Origin of the sequence: Marinobacter sp. M-5 (assembly GCF_032911545.1) — a bacterium.
GTDB lineage: Bacteria > Pseudomonadota > Gammaproteobacteria > Pseudomonadales > Oleiphilaceae > Marinobacter > Marinobacter goseongensis.
In genome coordinates this window covers 1,626,887-1,651,474 of sequence record NZ_JAWJEK010000001.1, presented here as the reverse complement: position 1 = coordinate 1,651,474, position 24,588 = coordinate 1,626,887, and the positions used below count along the sequence as shown (strand labels likewise).

21 protein-coding genes are annotated in these 24,588 nt (G+C 58.7%); 15 read left to right on the top strand and 6 right to left on the bottom strand.

Annotation, left to right across the window (positions count from 1 at the left end; translation table 11 throughout):
• Nucleotides 1-193: 193 nt before the first annotated feature.
• Genes glgB through glgP form a run of 3 tightly spaced genes read left to right on the top strand, consistent with a single transcriptional unit; the run spans nucleotide 194 to nucleotide 6,143 of the window.
• Nucleotides 194-2,080 carry a 1,4-alpha-glucan branching protein GlgB gene (gene glgB / locus R0125_RS07555; RefSeq protein WP_317237710.1) on the top strand — a complete coding sequence of 629 codons (1,887 nt, stop codon included), beginning with the start codon at nucleotides 194-196 and terminating at the stop codon, nucleotides 2,078-2,080.
• A complete protein-coding gene (gene glgA, locus R0125_RS07550; protein WP_317237708.1) occupies nucleotides 2,077-3,543 on the top strand; it encodes a glycogen synthase GlgA in 1,467 nt (488 codons plus the stop codon). Before glgB ends, glgA begins: the two co-directional genes overlap by 4 nt.
• A 29-nt stretch (nucleotides 3,544-3,572) precedes the next feature.
• Nucleotides 3,573-6,143, top strand: a complete 2,571-nt coding sequence (gene glgP, locus R0125_RS07545; protein ID WP_317237707.1) for an alpha-glucan family phosphorylase — start codon at nucleotides 3,573-3,575, stop codon at nucleotides 6,141-6,143.
• A gap of 17 nt (nucleotides 6,144-6,160) precedes the next feature.
• On the opposite strand, the gene R0125_RS07540 is transcribed toward glgP, so the two are convergent.
• Together R0125_RS07540 and R0125_RS07535 are read right to left on the bottom strand one after the other, a co-directional pair.
• On the bottom strand, nucleotides 6,161-6,826 hold the full coding sequence (locus tag R0125_RS07540; RefSeq protein ID WP_282448233.1) for an alpha/beta hydrolase: 666 nt from the start codon (nucleotides 6,824-6,826) through the stop codon (nucleotides 6,161-6,163).
• A gap of 3 nt (nucleotides 6,827-6,829) precedes the next feature.
• Nucleotides 6,830-8,032 (bottom strand): 1-acyl-sn-glycerol-3-phosphate acyltransferase, encoded by a 1,203-nt coding sequence (locus R0125_RS07535; RefSeq protein ID WP_248181220.1) that lies wholly within the window; start codon nucleotides 8,030-8,032, stop codon nucleotides 6,830-6,832.
• Nucleotides 8,033-8,213: 181 nt separating this feature from the next.
• Between R0125_RS07535 and recQ the strand changes: the two genes are divergently transcribed.
• Complete coding sequence (recQ, locus tag R0125_RS07530; RefSeq protein WP_317237971.1) at nucleotides 8,214-10,070, top strand: DNA helicase RecQ; 1,857 nt, start codon at nucleotides 8,214-8,216, stop codon at nucleotides 10,068-10,070.
• On the opposite strand, the gene R0125_RS07525 is transcribed toward recQ, so the two are convergent.
• The gene (locus tag R0125_RS07525) at nucleotides 10,057-10,608 is read right to left on the bottom strand and encodes a PaaI family thioesterase (RefSeq protein WP_248181217.1); all 552 of its coding nucleotides are present in this window, start codon (nucleotides 10,606-10,608) and stop codon (nucleotides 10,057-10,059) included. The two genes, recQ and R0125_RS07525, sit on opposite strands and share 14 nt — an antisense overlap.
• Nucleotides 10,609-10,800: 192 nt before the next feature.
• Between R0125_RS07525 and R0125_RS07520 the strand changes: the two genes are divergently transcribed.
• The 5 genes from R0125_RS07520 to selD all read left to right on the top strand — a co-directional run bounded on the left by R0125_RS07520 (nucleotide 10,801) and on the right by selD (nucleotide 17,019).
• Nucleotides 10,801-11,754: a hypothetical protein gene (locus R0125_RS07520; protein WP_317237706.1), complete on the top strand. Its 954-nt coding sequence runs from the start codon at nucleotides 10,801-10,803 to the stop codon at nucleotides 11,752-11,754.
• A gap of 173 nt (nucleotides 11,755-11,927) precedes the next feature.
• Nucleotides 11,928-13,448, top strand: a complete 1,521-nt coding sequence (locus tag R0125_RS07515; protein WP_248181214.1) for a bifunctional GNAT family N-acetyltransferase/carbon-nitrogen hydrolase family protein — start codon at nucleotides 11,928-11,930, stop codon at nucleotides 13,446-13,448.
• A gap of 191 nt (nucleotides 13,449-13,639) precedes the next feature.
• Nucleotides 13,640-14,038 (top strand): hypothetical protein, encoded by a 399-nt coding sequence (locus R0125_RS07510; RefSeq protein ID WP_248181212.1) that lies wholly within the window; start codon nucleotides 13,640-13,642, stop codon nucleotides 14,036-14,038.
• A 45-nt stretch (nucleotides 14,039-14,083) separates the two neighbouring features.
• Nucleotides 14,084-14,743, top strand: coding sequence for a helix-hairpin-helix domain-containing protein (locus R0125_RS07505; RefSeq protein ID WP_317237705.1), 660 nt, complete (start codon nucleotides 14,084-14,086; stop codon nucleotides 14,741-14,743).
• Nucleotides 14,743-17,019 carry a selenide, water dikinase SelD gene (selD, locus tag R0125_RS07500; RefSeq protein ID WP_248181209.1) on the top strand — a complete coding sequence of 759 codons (2,277 nt, stop codon included), beginning with the start codon at nucleotides 14,743-14,745 and terminating at the stop codon, nucleotides 17,017-17,019. Before R0125_RS07505 ends, selD begins: the two co-directional genes overlap by 1 nt.
• Here selD and senB read toward each other — a convergent pair.
• Entirely contained in the window at nucleotides 17,003-18,007 is a 1,005-nt protein-coding gene (gene senB, locus R0125_RS07495) for a selenoneine biosynthesis selenosugar synthase SenB (RefSeq protein WP_317237704.1), read from the bottom strand. The two genes, selD and senB, sit on opposite strands and share 17 nt — an antisense overlap.
• Nucleotides 18,008-18,181: 174 nt before the next feature.
• Between senB and R0125_RS07490 the strand changes: the two genes are divergently transcribed.
• The 4 genes from R0125_RS07490 to R0125_RS07475 all read left to right on the top strand — a co-directional run bounded on the left by R0125_RS07490 (nucleotide 18,182) and on the right by R0125_RS07475 (nucleotide 21,901).
• Entirely contained in the window at nucleotides 18,182-19,042 is an 861-nt protein-coding gene (locus R0125_RS07490; protein WP_248181207.1) for a putative selenate ABC transporter substrate-binding protein, read from the top strand.
• On the top strand, nucleotides 19,042-19,692 hold the full coding sequence (locus R0125_RS07485) for an ATP-binding cassette domain-containing protein (RefSeq protein WP_317237703.1): 651 nt from the start codon (nucleotides 19,042-19,044) through the stop codon (nucleotides 19,690-19,692). Before R0125_RS07490 ends, R0125_RS07485 begins: the two co-directional genes overlap by 1 nt.
• Nucleotides 19,693-19,710: 18 nt before the next feature.
• Nucleotides 19,711-21,177, top strand: coding sequence for a PhnE/PtxC family ABC transporter permease (locus R0125_RS07480; RefSeq protein WP_248181205.1), 1,467 nt, complete (start codon nucleotides 19,711-19,713; stop codon nucleotides 21,175-21,177).
• A 148-nt stretch (nucleotides 21,178-21,325) separates the two neighbouring features.
• Nucleotides 21,326-21,901, top strand: coding sequence for a hypothetical protein (locus R0125_RS07475; RefSeq protein WP_248181204.1), 576 nt, complete (start codon nucleotides 21,326-21,328; stop codon nucleotides 21,899-21,901).
• Here the strand turns inward: R0125_RS07475 and R0125_RS07470 are convergent.
• Both R0125_RS07470 and R0125_RS07465 read right to left on the bottom strand, forming a co-directional pair.
• The gene (locus tag R0125_RS07470) at nucleotides 21,894-22,199 is read right to left on the bottom strand and encodes a hypothetical protein (RefSeq protein WP_248181203.1); all 306 of its coding nucleotides are present in this window, start codon (nucleotides 22,197-22,199) and stop codon (nucleotides 21,894-21,896) included. The genes R0125_RS07475 and R0125_RS07470 overlap by 8 nt on opposite strands.
• A gap of 61 nt (nucleotides 22,200-22,260) precedes the next feature.
• A complete protein-coding gene (locus tag R0125_RS07465) occupies nucleotides 22,261-22,737 on the bottom strand; it encodes a hypothetical protein (RefSeq protein WP_317237702.1) in 477 nt (158 codons plus the stop codon).
• Between the two features lie 122 nt (nucleotides 22,738-22,859).
• On the opposite strand from R0125_RS07465, the gene R0125_RS07460 reads away from it, so the two are divergent.
• Nucleotides 22,860-23,780 (top strand): ABC transporter ATP-binding protein, encoded by a 921-nt coding sequence (locus R0125_RS07460; RefSeq protein WP_248181201.1) that lies wholly within the window; start codon nucleotides 22,860-22,862, stop codon nucleotides 23,778-23,780.
• Nucleotides 23,781-23,805: 25 nt separating this feature from the next.
• Nucleotides 23,806-24,567, top strand: coding sequence for an ABC transporter permease (locus tag R0125_RS07455; RefSeq protein WP_248181200.1), 762 nt, complete (start codon nucleotides 23,806-23,808; stop codon nucleotides 24,565-24,567).
• The last annotated feature ends 21 nt before the right edge of the window (nucleotides 24,568-24,588 follow it).

Genomic DNA, 24,588 nt, shown 5'->3' with positions numbered 1-24,588 from the left:
ACCCTGTCGGTCTTCGGCTTCCCTCGTCTGCCCCTGAAGGAATAATAGACTATATTTTGACGTATCAATCATGGCTGAAAGGTTAGCATCGACAACATGACGAAAACTTGTCGCGGATCATTATTTGATCAGCCTGATTGGCGTCCAATGGATCGGAACCAGAAACAGAACACGTCGGGAAGCTCTTCGGACTATGGAAAGCCCAAGCCTCAGCGAATTCGACCTGCACCTTTTCGGACAGGGAAAGCATTGGCACATCTATAACGTGCTGGGCGCTCACCTTTGCCGCTACGGTGGTGACGAAGGCGTGCGGTTTGCAGTCTGGGCGCCCGCTGCGCAAGCCGTCAGTGTGATCGGTGATTTTAACGGCTGGCAGCCAGGCGCTGACCCGTTGCATAAGCGCCAGGACAGTGGTGTCTGGGAGTGTTTCCGGCCGCAGCTGGCTGCAGGTGCCCTCTACAAATACGCCATTACCATCGGCGACGGTGAACAACTGATCAAGACCGACCCCTACGGTCAAGCCTTCGAACCCCGGCCGGCGACGGCAGCGGTGGTGACTCAGCGTAGTCGTTTCAGCTGGGGCGATGGTGATTGGCTGGCCCATCGCAACTGCTGGAACTGGCGGGATCAGCCACTCTCGATCTACGAAGTACACGCCGGCTCCTGGCGGCTTCACGGCTCAGGGCGCTGGCTGAATTACCGCGAACTGGCCGACCAGCTGGTGCCCTACGTGCGGGACATGGGCTTCACCCACATCGAGTTGTTGCCGATTACCGAGCACCCCCTTGATGAATCCTGGGGCTATCAGACAACCGGGTACTATGCGCCCACAAGCCGGTTCGGCACACCGGACGATTTTCGCTATTTCGTGGACTGCTGCCACCGCAACCACCTCGGGGTGTTGCTCGATTGGGTGCCCGGCCATTTTCCCAAGGATACCCACGCCCTGGCGCGGTTTGACGGTTCCGCTCTGTACGAACATGAGGACCCCCGCCAGGGCGAGCACCAGGACTGGGGCACCCTGATCTACAACTACGCCCGCCATGAAGTGCGCAACTTTCTGATTGGCAGTGCGCTGTTCTGGCTGGACACCTTTCACATTGACGGTCTGCGGGTGGATGCGGTGGCGTCGATGTTATATCTGAACTACTCCCGCGACGAGGGCGACTGGCTGCCGAACATCCACGGTGGCCACGAAAATCTCGAGGCGATCGAATTCCTGCGGGAACTGAACCAGATCTGCCGCGAGCGCTACCCCGGCACCATGATCATGGCTGAGGAGTCCACCTCGTGGCCCCAGGTCACGCGACCGGAATCGGTGGGTGGGCTGGGATTTTGCCTGAAATGGAACATGGGATGGATGCACGACACCCTGGATTATCTCAGCCAGGATCCGGTATTCCGGCAATACCACCACGACAAGCTCACGTTCGGCGTGTTGTACGCGTTCAGTGAGAGCTTTCTGCTGCCCCTGTCGCACGATGAGGTCGTGCACGAGAAAGCCAGCCTGCTGAACAAGATGCCCGGAGATGACTGGCAGCAAAGGGCCAACCTGCGACTGTTGCTCACTTATCTGTTTACCTACCCTGGCGCGAAGTTGCTGTTCATGGGCGGTGAGTTCGGCCAGCGCCGGGAATGGAGCGAAAAACGGGAGCTGGACTGGTCACTGCTTGAGCAGGAAGAGCACCTGGGCCTGCAACAGCTGGTGCGGGATCTTAACTACCTGCTGAAAGAACAGCCGGCCCTGCACCGGGCCAATTACCGACCCGATGGCTTTGCCTGGATCGACTGTCACGATTCCACCCAGTCAGTGATCAGCTTTCTCAGGCAGGCAGAGGCACAACGGGTCATCGTCATCATTAATTTTACACCGTTGCCCCGATACCATTACCGGGTTGGCGTGCCCAGCTCCGGTGTCTGGACTGAGCGACTGAACTCTGATTCCGTATACTACGGCGGCAGCAATCTGGGGAATTCGTTGCCGCTCACCGCGGACTCACAGCCCTGGATGGGACAGGCCCAGTCCATCGCGCTCACCCTGCCCCCGCTGGGTGCGGTGGTGTTGGAGCAGCCATTGTGACCCGGGTGCTTTTTGTGACCAGTGAGGTGCACCCGGTGATCAAGACCGGCGGGCTCGCGGACGTGTCTGCTAGTTTGCCGGAAGCCCTGTGCACGATGGATCACGACGTGCAGATAGTTCTCCCCGGCTACCCCGAAGCAATGGCGGCGGCCGTTGCCAGCGGTGCTTGCCGGAGGGCGCAGCTGAATGTCGAGAGCTACGATGTGACACTCTGGCAGACACGGTTACCCGGCACCGCTGTCGTGTTGTGGCTGGTGGATTGCCAGCCTCTGTTTAACCGCCCGGGTAGCCCCTACCAGAACGCCGAAGGCCAGGATTGGGCGGATAACGCCCAGCGTTACTGTCTGTTCGCCCGGGTCTCAGCGCGGATGGCGCTTGGCCAGGCTGGCCTTGACTGGGTGCCGGACCTGGTGCACTGCAACGACTGGCAGAGCGGGCTGGTCCCCGTGTTTCTGAGTAACACTCGCCAGCGACCGGCAACGGTGTTCACCATCCACAACCTGGCGTACCAGGGGCTCTTCTCCCACGGCGTCTTCCGGGCCCTGGAGTTACCAGACGCGCTCTGGCGTTTCGATCGGCTGGAATTTCACGACCAACTGTCCTTTCTCAAGGGCGGGCTGGTGTTCAGCGACCTCCTGACCACGGTCAGCCCCGGATACGCCCGGGAAATCTGCCAACCGGAGCTGGGCTGCGGCCTGGATGGGCTGCTCCGCTTCCGGCATCCGGCCCTCACCGGCATTCTCAACGGGATCGATACCCGCCACTGGGATCCGCAAACCGACCCGCTCCTGGACCATCATTACAGTGCCCGGTCTCTGGGAAACAAGCGGCTATGCCGACGGGATCTGCAGCGGCAGGTCGGTCTCGACACCAACTTCGAGGGCCCGATACTGGGTTTTATCGGGCGGATGGTGGAGCAAAAAGGCATCGATCTGTTGCTGGCCGTTCTGCCGGAGTTACTGCACAGCGGTTGCCAGTGCGTGATTCTGGGCTCGGGTATGCGTGACTACGAACAGGCTGCGCTCGATCTGGCCGAACACCATCCCGGACAGCTGTCGGTGACACTCGGCTTTGACGAAACCCTGGCCCACCGCATCACTGCCGGCATCGACCTTTTCATCATGCCGTCACGGTTCGAGCCTTGCGGGCTCAACCAGATGTACAGCATGCGCTACGGCACCGTACCTGTGGTACACCGGGTGGGCGGATTGGCTGATACGGTGTTCGACCCGCAAACCGCGAGCGCCGATCAGGCGAACGGATTTACCTTCAGCAAACCGGAACCCCCGGCCCTGTGTGCGGCAATCGACCGGGCGCTGGACGCTTTCCGGGATCCGAAAACCTGGCGCAAGCTGCAACGCAACGGTATGGCCGGTGACTATTCCTGGCAGACCCGCGCCTGGGAATACACCAACATCTACCGCCAGGCTCTGGCCGCCCGCCAGAGCACGGATGATGACTAACGGGGCAGCCCCTGTGGGAGGCGACAATCATGCACAACGCCACTGAATTCAAACTGGAAGCCCGGCCTACCATCCCTGAGGCACTCACCCGCCTGGACGAGCTGGCCAACGATCTTTTCTACAGCTGGGATCACGGTGTTCGAAGCCTGTTTGCGCGGATTGACCTGCGGTTGTGGCAGAAAGTGGCGCACAACCCGAAGCTGTTTCTGCGGCGGGTTGCGCAGAACCGCCTGGAAGAAGCGGCCGAAGATCGCGCCTTTCTCTCCGAGTATCGCCGCATACTGAGCAGTTACGATGCTTATCTGGACGCCGAACCCGGGCCGGAGGTAACCACCCGCCTGGATCCTGACACCGCGCTGGTGGCGTATTTCTGCGCTGAATTCGGCTTTCACGAGAGCTTTCCGATCTACTCCGGAGGGTTGGGGATTCTCGCCGGTGACCATTGCAAGGCCGCCAGTGACCTGGGGCTGCCGTTCGTGGCGGTAGGCCTGTTGTATCAGCAAGGCTATTTTATCCAGACCATCGATGCCCAAGGGCAGCAGATTGCTCGCTACCAGTCCCATTACAGCCACGAACTGCCCATATCACTGGTCGAACAGGAAGGTGAGCCGCTGCGGGTATCCGTGCCCTTCCCCGGCCGCCTTGTTCACGCCAGGGTCTGGGAAGCCCGGGTCGGCCATATCCGGCTATATCTGCTGGACACCCACGTTGAGGAAAATACGGTTGGTGACCGGGAACTGACCCTGCAGCTGTACGGTGGTGATGAAACCACCCGCATCAGCCAGGAGATGGTGCTGGGTATTGGCGGAGCTCGGGTGCTGAGCGCTCTCGGCCTCTGCCCCACGGTCTGGCACATTAACGAGGGGCACGCCGCTTTTCTGATCCTCGAGCGTTGCCGCCAGGCCATGGCTGACGGCCTGTCCTTTGAAGCGGCGCTGGAGCTCAATGCCGGCGCCACACTGTTTACGACTCACACGCCGGTGCCGGCGGGCCACGATATTTTTCCCCGCGCACTGGTTCAGCATCATCTCGCTGCTTACCTCGCCGAGACGGGCCTGGAGTTCGAGTCGGTTTTCCAGTTGGGCTCCAAATCCTCCGGCGACTCCTTCAACATGACCAGTCTGGGCTTACGTGGGTCCCGGTTTCATAACGGGGTCAGCCGGATTCATGGCGGGGTTGCGTCTGGCATGGAGGGTGACATCTGGCCCCAGGTGCCGGCTAGAGAGAACCCCATGGGCTTCATCACCAACGGTGTGCATGTGCCGACGTTCCTGGCACCGGAATGGTCCAGCCTGTTCGATATCCAGGCCCCGACCTGGAAAAGCGAGTTGCGGAATACGGAGTTCTGGGAGTTCATCGACCGGATCCCCGATTACCATTACTGGAGTGTGCACAAGGCGCTCAAGCAGCAGATGGGTGATTACATTGTTCGCTGTCTCAAGCGCCAGCATCGGCGCAACGGCACTGGTCACTCGGTAACCGAACGCATGACGCGTCAATTGGTGTCGCCGGAAAAAGACACCATGGTGATCGGGTTCGCCCGCCGCTTTGCCACGTACAAGCGCGCCACGCTGATTTTTTCGGATCTCGACCGTCTGGAACGTCTGCTTACTGACCCTGAACGCCCGGTGGTGCTGGTGTTCGCCGGCAAGGCGCATCCCAAGGACAAACCCGGGCAACAGCTGATTCGTGTGATCCACGACCTGTCGATGCAACCGGCGCTGATGGGGCACGTCATCCTGCTGGAAGATTACGACCAGGCGATGGCCCGACGACTGCTCAGTGGCGTGGATGTGTGGCTGAATACGCCGGAATACCCCAAGGAAGCGAGCGGCACCTCCGGTGAGAAAGCCGCGCTGAACGGCGCCCTCAACCTGAGTGTGCTGGATGGCTGGTGGGGCGAGGGCTATAACGGCAAGAATGGTTGGGCAATCAACCCCCGCAGCACGGAACTTGACCTGGAATTTCGCAATCAGGAGGAAGCCCGTGACCTGCTGGATCTGATTGAGTTCGAGATTGTGCCGCTCTATTACAACCGCGCCTCCCAGGGCTATTCCAAAGGCTGGGTCCAGCGATCAAAAGCGTCTATGAAGACCATTACGCCAAGGTTCAACAGCCAGCGAATGGTGATGGACTACGTCGAGCGGTATTACCGGCCTGCCACAATGCAAGGCATAAAGCTGGCCGCAGACAGCAGCCGGTTGGCCATCGAACTGGCGGAATGGAAACAGCGGGTCCGACAGGACTGGGCCGGGGTGTCCCTGTCGGTCAACCAGTGTGTCGCCGCAACCTGTCTCCACGATGAAGAAATCTCGCTGTCGGTCAATGTTCAGCTCAATGGTCTGTGGCCGGAGGATGTGCGGGTAGAGTGTCTGGTGACGGCGGAATGCACCGGCACCCACGACTGCCCGGGCCCGGATCGGTTCCTGCTTCAGCACAACACAGCGACTAATACCGACGCGGACACCGGAGGGACAACGGTATTCTCAACGCGGATTCTGCCCCCCTATCCTGGACTGCAATCACTGCGCATCCGCGTGTACCCCTACCACCAGGGGTTGACCCACCCGCTGGAGATGGGGGCCATGGTCTGGTTGTGAGCCCGAGGTGCGTGTCGTCAGAGTGCGTGCTGCTCGATAAAGCGGCCGATGTCCTGGATCTCTTCAAGGCAGACACTGTGCTCCATCGGGAAGGTTTCGTAGCGTGGCTGGAATCCCATTGCTTCCAGTTGCTGCACACTTCGGCGCCCCAGGGATTCCGGAACAACCGGATCAAACGTACCATGGTAAACATTGATGGGCAGGCCGGCGTTCGCCTTTGATGGCTCCACCGTTTTTGCGGTTGCAAAATAGGTAGACAGAGCGAGGATTCCGGCCAGACGCTGGGGATAACTCAGGCCCAGTTCGTAGGCCACGGCGCCACCCTGGGAGAACCCGGCAATCACAATGTTCGCCGCCGGGATACCCCGTTCGATCTCACGGTCGATCATCCGGGCGACGGCGGCGGCAGACACTTTCAGCTGTGCTGTATCCACTACCCGGTCAATGTTCATGCCCTTGATGTCATACCAGCCGGGCATGATCATGCCGCCGTTGATGGTAATCGGCAGCTCCGGGGCATGGGGGAACAGGAACCGGACAGCCGCGTCGGCGGGCAGGCCCAGTTCGGGAACCACCGGCTCGAAATCATGACCGCTGGCGCCCAGCCCGTGCAGCCAGATCACGGCAGCGGTGGGGTTCGGATTGGTTTCCAGTTCGATGTACTTCAGTTCCGGCACAAACATACCTCAATCGTCAGTTTGGTGATCGGCTGCTGGCTCACTGGCCTGCAGCGCAGTGACCACCGGGTTGGCATACATGTCCAGCAGATACGGCCGGATGGTCGGTTCGCAGTGCTCGAGCCGGCGCTCCATCTCGGACTCCGCGGCCTCAAATTCCGCCGGTGACCAGGCTTCCGCGGTAACCACCGCATCGGTCACGGTATCCGGCGTGGTGTGGGCCTGGGGATGAATGCCCCGTTGCCGGTGAGCCACCAGATTGGACGCATGCAGGTGGTAGTTGGCGTGCATTTCCCGGTCTATGCGGGCAGCCAGATCCCTGGCGTTACCCGGCGAATCGGCGATCGGGGCACCGAAGTGCACGTGCACGTGGCCCTTGAATCCTGTCAGCCCCTTCATGATCTGTTTAGTGTCCTCTCCCGGCGCCTTGGTGTAGCTGCCGGTGCGGGCGCGGGTTTCCAGCTCCTTCGCCTTGTCGACGTCACAGGGGTCGTACTCGTAAGCGATGGAGACCGGCACAATGTGGAGGCGATTCATGGCTTCCGCGAAATCCAGGCCGCTTTTCTTCTTACTCATGTAGAACATCTTGATGATAGCCGGATCGGTAACGTCGAGGCCGTCTTTGGCGCGCCCCTCCCGCTGGGCTATCCAGATGCTGTGATTGGTATCAATGCTGTGATTGATGAATCCGGACAGCATGATGTAAGCGTCACGCATTTCCCGTGGGCTGGTCATGTTGCGGCGCACCACGAAACTCTTGTTCAGCCGCATCATCTCGGCAAACACCCGATTCGCCAACAGGTTGTCGCCAATCGCAATGCGGGTGGTGTTGAACCCATTGGCATAAAGCAGGTAGTTCACCACCATGGGATCGAACACGATGTCGCGGTGATTGGAGATGAACAGGTGGGCACTGTGCTTGTCGAGATTTTCCAGTCCGCTTTGAGTCACCCGGGTGGTGGTATGATCCACCAGTTCGCTGACGTGACCGGATACCTTGGACTGCAGATCATCCACCCGCTGCAGATGCCCGAAATTGCTGACCAGCCAACGCTTGATCCAGACCCTCACCAGCGCCGGCGCCCAACGGGCCAAAGCGGGGGATTTGAAACGGGCAATCATGTCGAGAAATTCCGGATCATTCACCAGGCGCTGGATGGCAGAGCCGGTTTCTTCGTCCGAATAGGGACGGATGGCGTCAAATTCCTGCATGGAGTTCCTGTTGTTTTCGGTGTCAGTCAAGGGCTGAACTTCGGGGGCGATGACCCTGAAAATCGCGATATTGTAGCGTTTATCCACGGCATTTGCCTCAACTGAGCTGGCGAATCTGGTATCATTTCGCACTTCGCATTGTATGGCAGCGACCCTTTCCGCATCCCGGCACTGGCAATCCATGGACTTCGATCAGCTCAGCACAGAACGCCCGACCCTCTCCCTCAAAGACCCCGAGCAGGTTCTGCACGAGGTGTTCGGCTATGAAACGTTCCGCCCGCTGCAGGGCGACATCATTCGTGAAGTGGTCAGTGGCGGCGATGCCCTGGTACTGATGCCCACTGGCGGTGGTAAATCCCTTTGCTATCAGGTGCCCGCGCTGGTCCGTCCGGGTACGGCGGTGGTGATATCCCCGTTGATCGCGCTGATGCAGGATCAGGTTGCCGCCCTGAACGAGCTCGGCGTTCGCGCCGCGTTTCTGAACTCCACCATGGATTACGCCCAGGCCCGCGACACCGAAAACGCGCTGATGACCGGCGAGCTCGACCTGCTGTACTGCGCGCCGGAACGTCTTATCCAGCCGCGCACCCGGGATCTGTTGCACGATGCGTCCATTTCCCTGTTTGCCATTGACGAAGCCCACTGTGTCTCTCAGTGGGGCCACGATTTCCGCTCAGATTATCTGGAGCTGAGCCTGTTGGCGCGGGAGTTCCCCACGGTGCCGCGGATTGCCTTGACCGCAACCGCCGATGAACGCACCCGACAGGAGATTGCCGAGCGTTTATCACTCACCGAGGCCCGCCACTTTGTCAGCGGGTTCGATCGCCCGAACATTCAATATCGGATATCCCCGAAAACAAATGCAAACAAGCAGTTGCTGGACTTTATTAAAGCAGAACATGATGATGACTGTGGCATTGTGTACTGTATGTCCCGGAACAAGGTAGACGCAACCGCGCGCATGTTGTCGGACAAAGGCTACACCGCTCTGCCCTACCACGCCGGCCTGAATGCGCCTGAGCGGGCGCGGAATCAGGAACGTTTTCTGCGGGAAGACGGAGTCATCGTAGTGGCCACCATTGCCTTCGGCATGGGTATCGACAAGCCCGACGTGCGGTTCGTGGCGCACCTGGACCTGCCGAAAAGCCTTGAGGCCTATTACCAGGAGACCGGCCGGGCCGGTCGGGACGGCAAGCCCTCCACAGCCTGGATGGTCTACGGGCTGCAGGATGTTATCAAGCTGCGCCAGATGCTCGAAGGGTCCATGGGGAACGATCAGTTCAAACGGGTTGAACGCCAGAAGCTGGATGCCATGCTCGGATTGTGTGAAGTGACCAGCTGTCGGCGGCAGGTGCTGCTCCGGTACTTTGGCGACACTCTGGATGAGCCCTGCGGCAACTGCGACACCTGTCTCGTGCCGCCGGATACCTGGGATGGCACTGTGGCGGTGCAGAAGGCCCTGTCTTGCGTATTCAGAACCGGGCAACGCTATGGCGTGACCTACCTGATCGATGTCCTGCGAGGCTCCGACAACGAGCGCGTACGCCAGTTCGGCCACGACAAGGTGTCCACCTTTGGTATCGGCACGGAACTGTCCGCCAATGACTGGAAATCGGTCTTTCGCCAACTGGTGGCCAACGGCTACTTGCGGGCGGACCCAGAGGGCTACGGCTCTTTGCAACTCACCGAGCAGTGCCGCCCCCTGCTCAAGGGTGAGCAACCCATCCAGCTTCGTAAGGACCCGGCACCGGTGAAGTCCTCAGGGCGCTCGGGCTCCGGCAGTGCGAAGGCGAAGATCAGTGACCAGATTACCGACCAGGCCGGATGGGAAGCCCTGCGAGCCTGTCGCAAGGCACTGGCGGACAAACAGGGCGTGCCGCCCTACGTGATTTTCCACGACACCACCCTGTTTGACATGCTCGAACGGCGGCCCACTTCGCTCTCAGAACTGGCTGAAGTGAACGGCGTGGGCACCGCAAAACTGGAAAAATACGGCGAGATTTTTCTGCAGACGCTGGGCGATCTCAGCGAGGCGTGAAGCCCTTCTTGCGAACCCGATACTGGGCAATGGACGTGGCCACGTGATTGCCTTCGTTGTCATACAGCATGCCCTCGAGGGCAAATGCGGCACGGCCGGTTTCATCGGCCTCGGCCTTGATCGCCCTCACGGTGTCTGAATCCAGCTCGAAGGTCACGGTGACATCCGAGTTTGCAGGATGCAGGAATTGCAGGGTCATCTCTTTCAGAATCGGCGTGTATGCCGGCCCAAGATCGAATAACGTCAGCACGCCTCCGGGAATTTCCGCCACCAGGAAATAGGCGCCCGCGTACAGGCTACCAAAGTGGTTTTTGTTTCCCTTTAGCCGAATTCGTGCCTTGACGAACCCGGGGCGAACCTCCTCAACACTGAACCCGTTTCGCGGCGCAAATGGGATGGCCAGACCAATAATCCGGTTTACCGCCGCGTAGCCGCTGGTTTTCTTCAGCCATGCAACGGGATTGGTGATCGGTGCCCTGGGATCACTGCTGGATACCCACTGTCCGGTAGCGCCTATAAGGCTGTCAATGAATGCCATGATGCTGTATTCCGTTAAGTGCGGGGATAGAGGCCATTGCGGCGAGTGATGGAATGATTGCAGGCCGGTTCCGGGTTTCGCAAGCGTCTTTTACAGTTTTTTAGAATTAGGCACAGTTACATCTGCGAATTATGTTCTAAACTGCGTGAAAACGACGATCCCGCAATCCGGAAGCAGGGAGAAAAGCCAAGCATGGCCAGCTATTCCGACAGTCCTCGGTGCTGGAGACAACCCGCCGTGCGCGTTGCACTGGTGCTGGCGTTGTCTTTTTTTCTGTTGGAGCCCGTCGCCGCGGCTGTGCCTGCTGCAGACAAGTACCAGCCCCCACCGGTGCGGGAATACAAACTCTGGTACCGAAACTTTGACAGCCCGGCCATTCTGGCACTGCTTCAGCTTGCGCTTGCCAAGACACCGGAATACGGCGACTTCCGCGTCGTACGTAGTGTTGAGATGGGTCAGGGGCGCGTGCTGCGCGAGATGGCAGAATCCCGCAGCAAGCTGATCGACATTGCCAACGTGGCCAGCAGTCGGGAGCGGGAGTCGGCGTTACTGGCAATCCCGATCCCCATTGATGGCGGCCTCCTGGGATTCCGGGTATGCGTTGTACGCCCTCATTCCCTACCCCTGTTCGATGGTGTGAAATCCGTGGAGGACATACGGGACCGGGGCATCCGCATTGGGCAGGGTCTGCACTGGCCGGACACCGACATTCTGGAAGTCAATGACATTCCGGTCGTTACACATACCCGCTATGAGATTCTGTTCCGGATGTTACGGAATGATCGCTTCGACTGCTTTGCCCGCGGCGTCAGTGAGGTCACGTTCGATCTCGCGATCGAGGACGACCCCGATCTGGTGATCGAGCCTACCCTCCTGCTCGCCTACCCTATGCCTTCCTATTTCTTTACCGCACCGGACGACTACCTGACAGCTCACCGGGTTCAGCTTGGCATGGAGCGGGCCATTGTGGACGGCAGCTTCGGCCACTTCCTGAAAACGTACTACGGTAAGCCACTTGAGGAACTCGCCCTGGACCAGCGCAACGTTGTGGTGCTGCGCAACCCCTTCCTGAGCGAGGAATCCCGCGCCATCGGCCGCCAGACCCTCAGCAACCTCCGCCGGCGGCTGCAAGTATTCAGCCGCTGATGCCGCGTGACAGGCTCTGGTGCATGAGCAGGATAATCAAGGAAGTTAGGTAAGTCTTTCCGTCCTTTATGCGAAGTCTTTAGTGCCATCTGTTAAAGTCGGACAGATCGCTGACCCTGATACCTCTGTATCGGGCGTGAACTTCTCATTCTTTTGCCGGGAGCCTCCCTGTTATGGCCCATGAAGAGCTGCACCTTAATCTCCGCAATCTTACCCTGGATGATTACGACCAGCTTCAACAGCTGATGGATCGCATTTACGACGATATCGGTGGTGCCTGGCCGAGAGACACCATCAAAGCGCTGGTGGAGCAGTTTCCCGACGGCCAGATCTGCATCGAGGATTCCGGTGAACTGATCGCTGTGGCGCTGACCGTTTGCGTCAAGTACGAGCGCTTCAGCAACCCCCACACCTACGACGATCTGATTCTGCGCAACGAGAAAATCTGGCACAACGCGAAGGGAGATTCTCTGTACGGTCTTGATGTATTCATTCACCCGGAGTACCGGGGCTACCGTCTGGGCCGGCGGCTTTACGAGGCCCGCAAGGAACTGTGCCGTTCCATGAACCTGCGCGCGATCCTTGCCGGCGGCCGCATTCCCAATTTCCACAAGTATTCCGAGCAGTACTCGCCGGCTGAGTACATCCAGCGTGTCGACCGCAAGGAAATCTACGACCCAATCCTGACGTTTCAGCTCTCCAACGACTTCCAGGTCACCCGCCTGATGCACAAGTATTTGCCGGAAGATGAGAAGTCGCTGGGCTACGCTACCCTGCTGGAATGGCGAAACATTCTCTACACTCCGCCTACGTCGGTGCTGAGTACCAAGAAAACCCAGGTGCGCCTGGGCGCGGTGCAGTGGCAGATGCGGGAATTCACCTCTGTGGACGAAGTGTTGAAGCAGGTGGAATACTTTGTCGACGCCCTCTCTGACTACAAGAGCGACTTTGCGCTGTTCCCGGAATTTTTCAATGCGCCGCTGATGGGCCTGACCGACCAGATGGACCAGACCCGGGCCATCCGGTTCCTGGCCGGCTTTACCGAGCAGTTCCGCAACGAGATGTCGGAGATGGCGGTGAGCTACAACATCAACATCATTACCGGCTCTATGCCGCTGCTGGAGAATGACCGGGTCTACAACGTGTCATACCTCTGCCATCGGGACGGCCGGGTGGATGAACAACGGAAAATCCACATCACCCCCCACGAGCGCAGAGACTGGGTCATAGAAGGGGGTGACAAGTTCCAGGTGTTTGATACCGACGCCGGTCGGGTGGCTATCATGATCTGTTACGACATCGAATTCCCGGAGCTTGGGCGCATTGCGGCAAGCCAGGAAGTTGACATCATCTGCGTGCCATTCTGGACCGACACCAAGAACGGGTATCTGCGGGTTCGCCATTGTGGTCAGGCCCGTGCCATCGAGAACGAGTGCTATGTGGTGATCACCGGCAGTGTCGGCAACCTGCCAAAGGTAGAAAATCTGGACGTCCAGTATGCCCAGTCTTCCGTATTTTCACCCTCGGACTTCGCCTTCCCCCACGATGCGGTGATGGCAGAGACCACCCCGAACACAGAAATGATCATGTTTTCCGACATGGATCTGGAGAAGTTGAAGCTGGTACGCAACGAGGGGTCCGTGACCAACCTGAAGGATCGGCGTACCGACATGTATGAGATCAAAACCCGGTAAGTTGGCCTGGCATGAGGCCTGTGGCAGTTGATGAGTTGCCTGAGCGTTTCATTGTATGGCGCTGACCTTGTTGTAAAATCGAGTCTGCGTCGTTGCCAAAGTCAGGAAGTGTGGCTATTGTTTAATCAATCATTCGCGGTTTCACTGCCACCCGGGTCTTCCGGGATCACAGAAGAGCTCGAGATTTTTTCATGAACGAAGCATTACCAGACCTGATCGCACGCTTTCGCATCAAACGGGGACTCTTTCGCAGGGAAACCGTGGAAGCCAGGCTGTTCGAGTTCGACAACTTCGGCTGTGTGATGAAAACCGACAAGGTGTTCAATCCCGGCGACACCGTCATCATTGATCTGATCATGGACATGCCCTTCGAGAACATTCAGGCAGAAGGTGTGTCCGGATTGGTCACAGAGCGCAGAAAACACTGCAGCAACTTCTTTTACTCCATTGATTTCTTTGAATTCACTGATGCGGGGAACTCTCCCCTGGCGGAGAAGCTGCGTCGCATTCGCGAGGTGGTCAATAAAAAGAAATCTCTGAAATCACGGCGTTCCCCCGGTTCGGCCTCCGGCTTACAGCAAACGGCCTGATCCAGCACTCCCTTACTCTGAACAAACCGCAAGGAGATACTCTTCATGGGCAAGAAAGCCAAGCCAAGCGTGGATAAAATTGTTAAAAAAGTGAACAAGGAATTCGAGAAGACGTCCTCACAGATTGAAAGCCTGATCAACGACGCTCTGAAGCAATTCGACAACCTGCAGAACCAGGTTCAGGAACCGGTTCGCAAGCTTCTCAAGGAAGTGGATGAGCTGCGCGACCGTGAAATGAAGCGGTTTAACGATGAGTTCGAGCGCCGCATGAGCGAGTTTCAGGAACTGCAGAACAACGTTCTGGAGCGTCTGGGCATTGCCGGTAAAGACGCGAAAAAAGAACTGAAAGCGGCCAGCGATGCCGCCTCTGCGAAACTGGCCGAGACGAAACCCAAGGCCAAAGCGGCGGCCAAGACTGCAGCGGCCAAGAGTCCGGCAAAAACCGGCACAAAGACGGCCAAAAAGGCGCCTGCGAGGAAAACTCCGGCCAAGCCGGCAGCCAAAGCGGCCAAGCCAGCAAACAAGAGTGACCTGACCCGGGTGAAAGGTATCGGGCCGGCCACTGCCACTAAAATGCAGGAAGCCGGAATCACGTCGATTGATCAGATTGCCAACCCATCCGCTGCCGACAAGGAAAAGCTGCAGGCCTTCGCAAAAATGAAGGGTTTTGCAACGCTGTCTGACGAAGCCAAGAAAGCACTTTAATGCGAACGCCTGAGCAGCCTGTACTACGGGACATCGTCCTGATTGGCGGCGGGCATAGCCACGTTGGGGTTCTGAAACGGTTCGCCATGAACCCTGTTCCGGGTGTGCGGCTGACGCTGATCTGCCGCGACACTCACACCCCCTACTCCGGCATGTTGCCGGGGTACGTGGCTGGCCACTACTCCTACGATGACGTGCACATTGATCTCAGTCGCCTGGCAGAATACGCCGGTGCACGTTTCTACCGTGATGAAGCGGTCGGAATTGATCGGAACCGCAAACGGGTTCTGTGCCGTAATCGGCCCGACGTGCCTTACGATCTGCTGTCGGTGAACATCGGCTCATCTCCGCGGGTTGCGGACGTCACCGGAGCCGCAGAGCACGCCGTACCCGTGAAACCCATTACCGGTTTCAACAACCGCTGGCTTGCACTGCTGACGCGGATCGAAAACCACCAGGGCCCGATGACGGTGGCCGTGGTAGGTGCCGGTGCTGGTGGTGTCGAGCTCACCCTCGCCATGCAGTTCCGTCTGCGGAATGAACTCAAGCAGCGGGGCATGGATCCCGATCACTTGCACTTCCACCTGTTTGACGCGGCGTCGCAGATTCTGCCGACGCACAATGACAAGGTTCGTGCGGTGTTCCAGGAAACACTCAGCAGCCGAGGCGTAAAACTTCATCTCGGTTCGGCGGTTGCCGAGGTGGAAGCCGGTCGGCTCCGAACTGAAGCCGGCGAACGCTTTGATGTGGATGAGGTGCTTTGGGTAACCCGTGCGGGCGGTCCGGCATGGCTGGCTGACACCGGGCTTGCGTTGGATGACGGCGGGTTTATCCGTGTGAGGGACACACTGCAGGCGGAAAACGACGATGCCATCTTCGCCGCCGGTGATATTGCCAACGTTATCAACCATCCCCGGGAGAAGGCTGGCGTATTTGCCGTGCGTCAGGGACCGCCGCTGGCGGACAACCTGAAACGGATGGCCACCGGCCGCTCCGCCAAGGCGTTCAATCCCCAGAAAAAATGGCTTGCCCTGATCAGTACCGGCGATCAGTTTGCGGTGGCCTCCCGTGGCGACTTCTCAGTTGCCGGCACCTGGGTGTGGCGCTGGAAAAACTGGATCGACCAACGGTTCATGGCAAAATTCAGCGATCTGCCCCCGATGGAGGAAAACACGGCGCTACCGGATACCGCCGCCGCACAAAGCCCTGAAGAGGCCTCTCAGGCGATTTCGGCGGTGGCCATGCGGTGTGGCGGATGCGGCGCTAAAGTAGGCAGTACGGTGTTGTCGCGAGCGCTGAGTGAACTGCGGCCGATCGAGCGGGATGACATACTCGTTGGCCTGCACGCACCGGACGACGCCGCTGTGTTGCGAGTGCCGCCGGGCAAGGCGGTGGTGCACACCGTGGACTTTTTCCGCGCCTTCATTGATGACCCCTATGTGTTTGGTCAGGTGGCTGCCAACCACAGCCTCGGTGACGTCTTTGCCATGGGTGCAGAAGCACAGAGCGCAACCGCCGTTGCCACGGTGCCTTATGGCATAGAATCCAAAGTTGAGGACGTGGTTTTCCAGATGATGTCTGGTGCCGTACAGGTACTCAACGAGGCCGGTTGCGCGTTGGTGGGCGGGCATACCGGTGAAGGCAAGGAACTGGCCCTCGGTTTTGCTGTGAATGGCCTGATCAATCCTGACGATGTCATGAGCAAAGGCGGGCTTAAGGCCGGTGACGTACTGATTCTCACCAAGCCTATCGGAACCGGAACGCTGTTTGCGGCTCACGCCCGACTGGCCGCCAAAGGCCGCTGGATCGATGCGGCACTGGCGTCCATGATTCAGTCCAACCTGCGCGCAGCGCAATGCCTGCACAGGCATGGATCAAAGGCATGCACCGACGTTACCGGGTTCGGGTTGCTGGGTCACCTGGTGGAGATGACCCGCCCGTCGGGTGTTGACGCAGAACTTGACCTTTCTGCCATTCCGGTTCTGCCGGGCGCGGAGGAGACCGCAACTGCGGGAATACTCAGCTCGCTGCAGCCGGCTAACATCCGTCTTCGTCGGGGTATTCGAGATCAGGAGCGCTGGGTTAAACACCCCCGTTATCCACTGATCTTTGATCCCCAGACCGCAGGTGGTCTGCTGGCCAGTGTTCCGGCGAACGCTGCGGAAGATTGCGTGCGCGAGCTCAAGGCATTGGGCTACCCGCACACAGCGATCATCGGTCGCGTTCTGCCTCAGGACGAAAGCGGGCCCATCGAGCCCATCACCCTTCGGGATTGAGCCTTGCTTTGCTGTTGGCGGTGGCCTGTTCTATCGCCAGCAGCAAGGCGCCCTGCTCCGCTTCTGGAACAAATTGGGACGCCTTGTCCGATACCAGCGCCTGCAAGCTTGCCAGGTAGCCCGCATCGGTGTCCGCTCGCATCAGGCGTTCGGCGAGGTGTCGCTCATCCCCGACCCGGAAATACCCCGGGTAGTCGTCACCCAGTATGCCCCGATTACCGGAAATGTCGGATGCCAGAATCGGCAGCCCGGCCCGGCAGGCTTCCGAAACCACATTGGCACCACCTTCCATAACAGAGCTGATGACCATCACGCGGGAGCGTGCCATCAACGCCTGGGTGTCTGCCTTATTGAGCTCACCGACCCATTGAAAGCGGGGGTTATGGGCCTGCTCCAGTTCCGCTTTAACGCGCCATTCCTGGTTGTGGGCTTTGCCCGCGTTGGTGACGCGTATGCGTGATTCGGCGGGCAGATGATGGCATGCCAGCGCCGCTCTGAGTGGGTCTTTCTCGTCCCGCAGATGTCCGATCACACACACCTCGAACGCGTCGGTACCTGTGGCGGCCCGGCTTTGCTCCGGTTCCGCGGCTGGAATCCGATCCGCTGACTGCAAGACGGTCACCAACTTGCTCCGGAACGCCTCCGGAATGTCCTCAGCCACACGGTGATGCAGTCCGACCAGAGCGTCTGCCAGCGCCATTGAGCGAAGAGTGTCATCGGGGTATTGATGTTGGTGGTAGTAGATGTCGGTCCCTGTCAGTACGGCAATCAACGGTACCTGAGGACGGGCCTGGTGGAAAACCTCGATGGCTTCATGGCTGCGCCAGGCGTGCAGCGCAATAAAGCAGTCGCACGGCTGGGATGACAACTCGGTGTGCACCCGAACCCGATGACCGGCCTGCTCGAGCAATCGTTGCCAACGCTCTGCCGTCGCACGGTTCCCCGCCCTCGACCCTGGCGGTGCTGGTGTCAGTATCTGGATGTCCATAACAAGCCTTTTGGTTCATGCCAATTGCATGATTAACGTTTTCCACTCTCACGGGCTGAGCTGATTCCAGCTGGAAATCGTATAGCTGTTCATGCCTGGGGTAAATCAAGGTATCCTCATTCACTCGAGTAATATCCTGAAAAATCCACCGTTCGTAAGGAAATAAAAATGGCCATGAGCTTTATACGGAAATTGATGCTTTCCAGCCTGATCGTGTTAATTCCCTTTGCAGCTTCCGCCCAAACGTTCGTATTCACCGCCATCCCTGATGAGGATGAAAGTAAACTGGTTGAGCGCTTCCGCGGTATTGCCGATTACCTGCAGCAGGAACTGGATGTCGAGGTCAAGTACATCCCGGTGAAGTCCTACGCCGCGGCGATATCCGCGTTTCGCAATAACCAGGTCCAACTGGCATGGTTCGGCGGCCTTTCCGGCGTCCAGGCACGGGAGCTGGTACCTGGATCTCAGGCTATCGCCCAGGGCGTGGAAGACCAGGCCTTCTTCAACTACTTCATTGCCCACAAGAGCACCGGTCTTGAACGATCCGAAACCCTGCCAGAAGAAGTTCGCGGCAAGACCTTCACCTTCGGCTCCAAGGGCTCCACGTCCGGCCGCCTGATTCCGGAATATCACATCCGCACCATCTTTAACGAAGCGCCGGAAGATGTGTTTTCCCGCGTGGGCTTCAGCGGCAACCACACCCGCACCTTGCGGCTGGTGGAAGCCGGTACCTATGAAGTGGGTGCGATCAACTACGCCGTTTGGGAGAAAGAACTGGAAGACGGCAACATCAATACCGACGATGTGAAAGTCATCTGGAAAACACCGGCCTACCCCAACTACCAATGGACCATCCGTGGCGATATCGACGAGCGCTACGGTGACGGCTTCATGGACAAAGTGCGCGAAGCGTTACTGGCCATGGACGACCCTGCATTGCTGGAAAGCTTCCCGCGCAGCGGCTTCATCCCGACCTCTAACGAGAACTACGAGCCCATCCGTACCGTTGCGGAGCAAATCGGAATCCTCGATTGATGTCAGGATTTGAGTTTGCGGGGCTCACGGCCTCCTTTGGTGGAGAGCGGGTCATTGGCCCGCTCTCTCTCCATGTGAAGGACGGCGAACGCGTTGCGCTGGTGGGCAGAAGCGGCGCCGGTAAGTCGACCTTGATCAAGCTGATCCACCAGCGAGTCGACGGACACGCGTCGCTGGTGCCCCAGGATCTCGGGCTGGTGAACGCATTGCCCGTGTTCCATAACGTGTTCATGGGCCAACTGGACTCACACTCCGCCTGGTACAACACGGTGACCCTGGTCAGACCGTTTCGCAAAGACAGAGACGGCGTGCGTCAGCTGCTGACGGAACTGGCCATGGCCGACAAGTTCTGGACCCCGACGGCGTCGTTGTCCGGCGGCCAGCGCCAGCGCGTGGCGATTGCCCGGGCGATCTACCGGCAGTCGAACTTGTTGTTGGCCGATGAGCCCATATCTGCCCTCGATGCTCCCATGGCGCACCTGGTCATGAAAGCACTGAGCCGACGGTTCACCACCAGCGTCATCGCGATGCACGATGTGGATATGGCGCTGACCTATTCCACCCGCGTTGTCGGCATTCAGGACGGCCAGATTGCCCTTGACGAAGCCAGCGACAGGCTGACCGTCGCCGACATTATGCCGCTCTACTGACAGGCGACGCGCGACCCTATGTATCTCTCACCCACTGCAAAAATCAGCCTGCTCTTTCTGGCCATCGCCGTTGCCGCGCTGTTTTTCGCTGACATTGCCATCACCACCGTCAACCCATGGCGGGATCTGGGGCAATTTTTTCTGGGCGTGGCCACCCCCGACTTTTTCAGTACCGAGGGCCTGGCCACTGCGCTGCTCAGAACCGTCGCGTTTGCATTTGTGGGTGTGGCACTGGGTGCCGCCTGTGGCTTTCTGTTGTCGCTGGTCTATCGGTTTTACCCGGTGCGCGTGTTCTGCGCCTTTATACGTGCCATTCATGAATTGTTCTGGGCGCTGATTTTCCTGCAGTTCTTTGGTTTTCATCCGCTGACCGGGGTGCTGGCCATTGCCATTCCCTACGCGGGCATTTTTGCCAAGGTTTACTCTGAAATACTGGAAGAGTCCGATCCCGTTCCCGGCCGGCTACTACCACCCGGAACCGGTGTAGTGTCTGCGTTCCTGTACGCCCGCATTCCCGACTGCTGGGTACAGATGCGTACCTACACCGCCTATCGCCTGGAGTGCGGATTGCGCTCAAGTGCCATCCTCGGATTCGTGGGTCTGCCCACGCTGGGCTTCTATCTGGAGACGTCCTTCTCACAGGGGCTCTACTCCGAAGCCGGGGCCATGCTCATTATGTTCTATGTGCTGATCGCCACCATTCCACTGTGGGTGAAACCGAAGCTGCTGCCGGTGTACGTGCTCAGCGCGCCGTTCTTTCTGGGTGAAGGGATGCCGATTGTCTGGGGTAACGTGGAACGATTCTTTACCGAGGACATCATTCCGGCACCGATACGCAACGGCGAAGGGCTGGCTGATCTCGGTGCCTGGTTCAACGACCTGATGCTGAACGAGGCCCTGCCCGGGATCTGGAATACTCTGTTGCTTACACAGATTGCGCTGGTGGCTACCGGCATTCTGGCGTTGCTTGCCTTCCCGCTGATATCGAATCACTTCGGCGGCCCTGTGAGGCGCACCTCCGGGCATGTGTTTCTGGTGATCGCACGCTCCACTCCCGAATACATTCTTGCGTACATACTGTTGCAACTCTGGGGGCCGTCGATGCTGCCAGCCGCCGTTGCCCTCGCCCTCCATAACGGGGGCATTATCGGCCATCTGATTGGCCGGCAGACCAACACCCTGCAGCTGCGACCGGATGCACCCAACGGCTTCAACCGGTACAGCTGGGAACTGGTGCCCCGGGTTTACCGGTCATTCCTCGCGTTCCTGTTCTATCGCTGGGAAATCATCATGCGGGAGACCGCGATTCTAGGGATTCTGGGGATATACACCCTGGGCTTTTACGTAGACAGCGCGATCCAGCAGATCCGATTTGATCGCGCCATGGTGCTGATCCTGATCACCGCCCTGCTCAATATCGGCATTGATATCCTCGGGCGATATATTCGCCGCAAACTCGCCCTGCAAACCATGCCCACCTGCTGAACGGCCACCTCAACGCCGCTGCTTGTTAAGTCACAGTTCCGGTGTTCGGTTCAGCGCTATTCGCCGTTTTGGGACGGAAGTAGCTTCACCGCTGGTTACAGTCCGTTACACTTGGATAACGAAATCAACATTCAGGGCATCGCATTTCATGATTGACGGGCTGGTATTGCTAACGGAACTGAGTCTGGGGGCGCTGGTGATCGTGCTTGCCTTTAGGGTGGCCACGTTGGCGCGTCACGAGCCGTTATCGTTGTCAGCAACCTGCGACGTGCCGACCGCCGCGACGGCCACCATGCCCTTCGCGGCCCCGAGGCCTACGCCCATGCGGGCAGCCATAGACCGCACCGACTTGCTCACGCAGCTGCATATTCTCATCGGCTTACAGGAGCGGGATTGTCGGGAGCAGGGACTGGACTGGCAGACGGCACCGCCGGAAGTCAGCCAGTTTGCCGTGGCCTGGCTGAATGGTGCGGCCTGTGCCTTGTGCGAAAGGTCATTGAGGCACACGGACACCCTGTACAGTCTGGTGGCACAGATTGCCAGCCGCAAGACCCCGGTTCTGCAGCCCGAGGCGTTGCAAACACTGGCCACCCTCACCCGTAACAACGCCTGGCTGGCATGTTTCCGCCACGGTATGGACGCAGCAGAGCACTGGCGATCCCATCGCTTCGTGCCACCACCCAGCAGCGTCTACAACGCCATCGTTCAAAACGCGTTTATTTGACCGCTGGGCTCTGGGCCAGCGTCCAGTCGGCGCCGAGATTAATCGGTTCCGAGGTGTTCTCGGCCTCTGCTGGCACACCCGCGACCGCAGGTTTACCAAAGCCGCCATCCTCCAACGTGACCATGCTGTCGACGTCGACGGAGCGCACCAGGTAGCGTTGACCATCAACCAGCACCGTGGCCCGGTGAGTCAACCCGAAGATGAATCGGCAATAATCCAGCTTCAACTGAAGCAGATCCTGCTCGGTTTTACGGATTTTTCTCAGAAGTACTTTCTGAACGCTGTCGCCATAGTCCATCGGTTCGTCCCTGGAAGTTTGTTGTTTCTTTTTCTCGGTGTCGGTCAGGCAGGCCGCCGACTCAGTTCGTGCGGCCTTCTGCCCGAAACACCATTTTTACCGGCAGATCCGACATTGGCTGATTGCCCTGTTGCAGATCGATGCGCCAGGTCATCTCAGGCTCGGTGGTGCAGAACGGCGCGGTGAACGTTGCTTCCCAAGCGTCAATGCCGCCGTCAACGCCGGTGTTGTCCAGCGGCACCGGATACTCACCCAGATACATGGATTCGCCCCTCAGCACTGCCAGCAAGCGGTCAGGGTTGGCGATGGTGTGCACCTGCAGGCGGTACTCCTGCCCCTGGTCGCCGACGCGGCCGCGCTCGAGCTCTGCTACCCACAAGCTGCCATTCATCTTCCACTGGCAGGGGCCGGTATCCAGATCGCACATCAGGGTGGACAAGGCATCTTCATGTTCTGTCGACATCAGCCAATTAGGGCCCAATACCGCAAGTGCGATCAATCCGCTGATCAGCACAACCACTGCGATTGCTCTCAACAAGTCCTTTCTCCGTATGTAAAGCTGGCATTATCGACATTCACGACAGGAAGGCAAAGGTTTCTAAACCACTGCGCATCGTGAGAAAATACCGCCCCTCGATTCACCACCCACAGGATACGCCAGTGCAGCCGGACATTTCCGTTAAGCACCTCAATAAAGTGTACGCCGATGGTTTTCAGGCCCTTAAAGATATCAACCTGGACATCACCCGGGGTGAAATTTTTGCGCTTCTGGGCCCCAATGGCGCGGGTAAAACCACGCTGATCAGCATCATTTGCGGCATCGTCAACAAATCCAGCGGTGAAGTGAAAGCCGCCGGCCACGATATCGTGAAGGAGTATCGCAAGGCCCGGGAAACCATCGGGCTGGTGCCGCAGGAGCTGAACACCGACTCGTTCGAGACCGTGTGGAATGCGGTGTCTTTCAGCCGCGGCCTGTTCGGCAAGCCGGCCAACCCCGCTCATATCGAAAAAGTGCTCAAAGATCTCTCGCTGTGGGATAAACGCAACAACCGCATCATGGCTCTTTCCGGTGGCATGAAACGCCGGGTGATGATCGCCAAGGCGCTGTCTCACGAGCCGCGCATCCTGTTTCTCGACGAACCGACCGCCGGCGTTGACGTTGAACTGCGCCGCGACATGTGGGAGATGGTACGAAAGCTGCGGGAAGACGGCGTGACGATCATTCTCACCACACACTACATTGAAGAGGCCGAGGAAATGGCCGATCGCATCGGAGTCATTCGCCAGGGTGAGATCATCCTGGTGGAAGACAAAGACCGGCTGATGAGCAAGCTTGGCAAGAAGGAGCTGCGGCTGCAGTTACAACAGCCACTGAGCAAGGTGCCCGGTGAACTGGTTCTGGAACCAGTAGAGCTGTCTGACGACGGCTATGAGCTCATCTACACGTTCGATTCCCAGCAGGAGCAGGCCGGTGTTGCGCGCCTGCTGCGAACCCTGGGCGACATTGGAATCGAATACCGCGATCTGAGAACACGGGAAAGTTCGCTCGAAGAGATCTTCGTCGGCCTGGTCCACGAATAAACCGCCGACTTACGGGAGCACATGCATGAACTACTACGGTATCCGCGCGATCTACCGTTTCGAAATGGCCCGCATGGGCCGCACGCTGATGCAGAGCGTGGCATCGCCGGTGATTTCTACCTGCCTCTACTTTGTGGTGTTCGGGTCGGCGATTGGCAGCCGCATGGGCGATATTGACAACATCAGTTACGGGGCATACATCATCCCGGGTCTGGTCATGCTGTCACTGCTGATGCAGAGCATCTCCAACGCCTCTTTCGGTATTTACATGCCAAAGTTTTCCGGCACCATCTACGAGGTGCTGTCTGCCCCGGTGTCTTACGTGGAGGTAGTGATTGGCTATGTCGGTGCGGCCGCCACGAAATCCGTCATCCTCGGGCTGATTATCCTGGCAACGGCGAGGTTGTTCGTGGACTACGACGTGCTCCACCCGTTCTGGATGTTTTCGTTCCTGGTGCTCACGTCCGTGACGTTCAGTCTGTTCGGTTTCATCATCGGGATCTGGGCCGACGGCTTCGAAAAACTCCAGATCGTTCCGATGATGATCGTCACGCCGCTGGTATTCCTCGGTGGCACTTTTTATTCCATCGACATGCTGCCCGAGGTCTGGCAGACCATCAGCCTGTTCAACCCGGTGGTGTATCTGATCAGTGGTTTCCGCTGGGCGTTCTACGGCGTGGCCGACGTGCATGTAGGCATCAGTGCCGGCATGACGTTGATGTTCCTCACCGCCTGTATGGTCACCATCTGGTGGATCTTCCGCACCGGGTACCGGTTGAGGTCATGATTCGATCGCTAACGGCTGTCG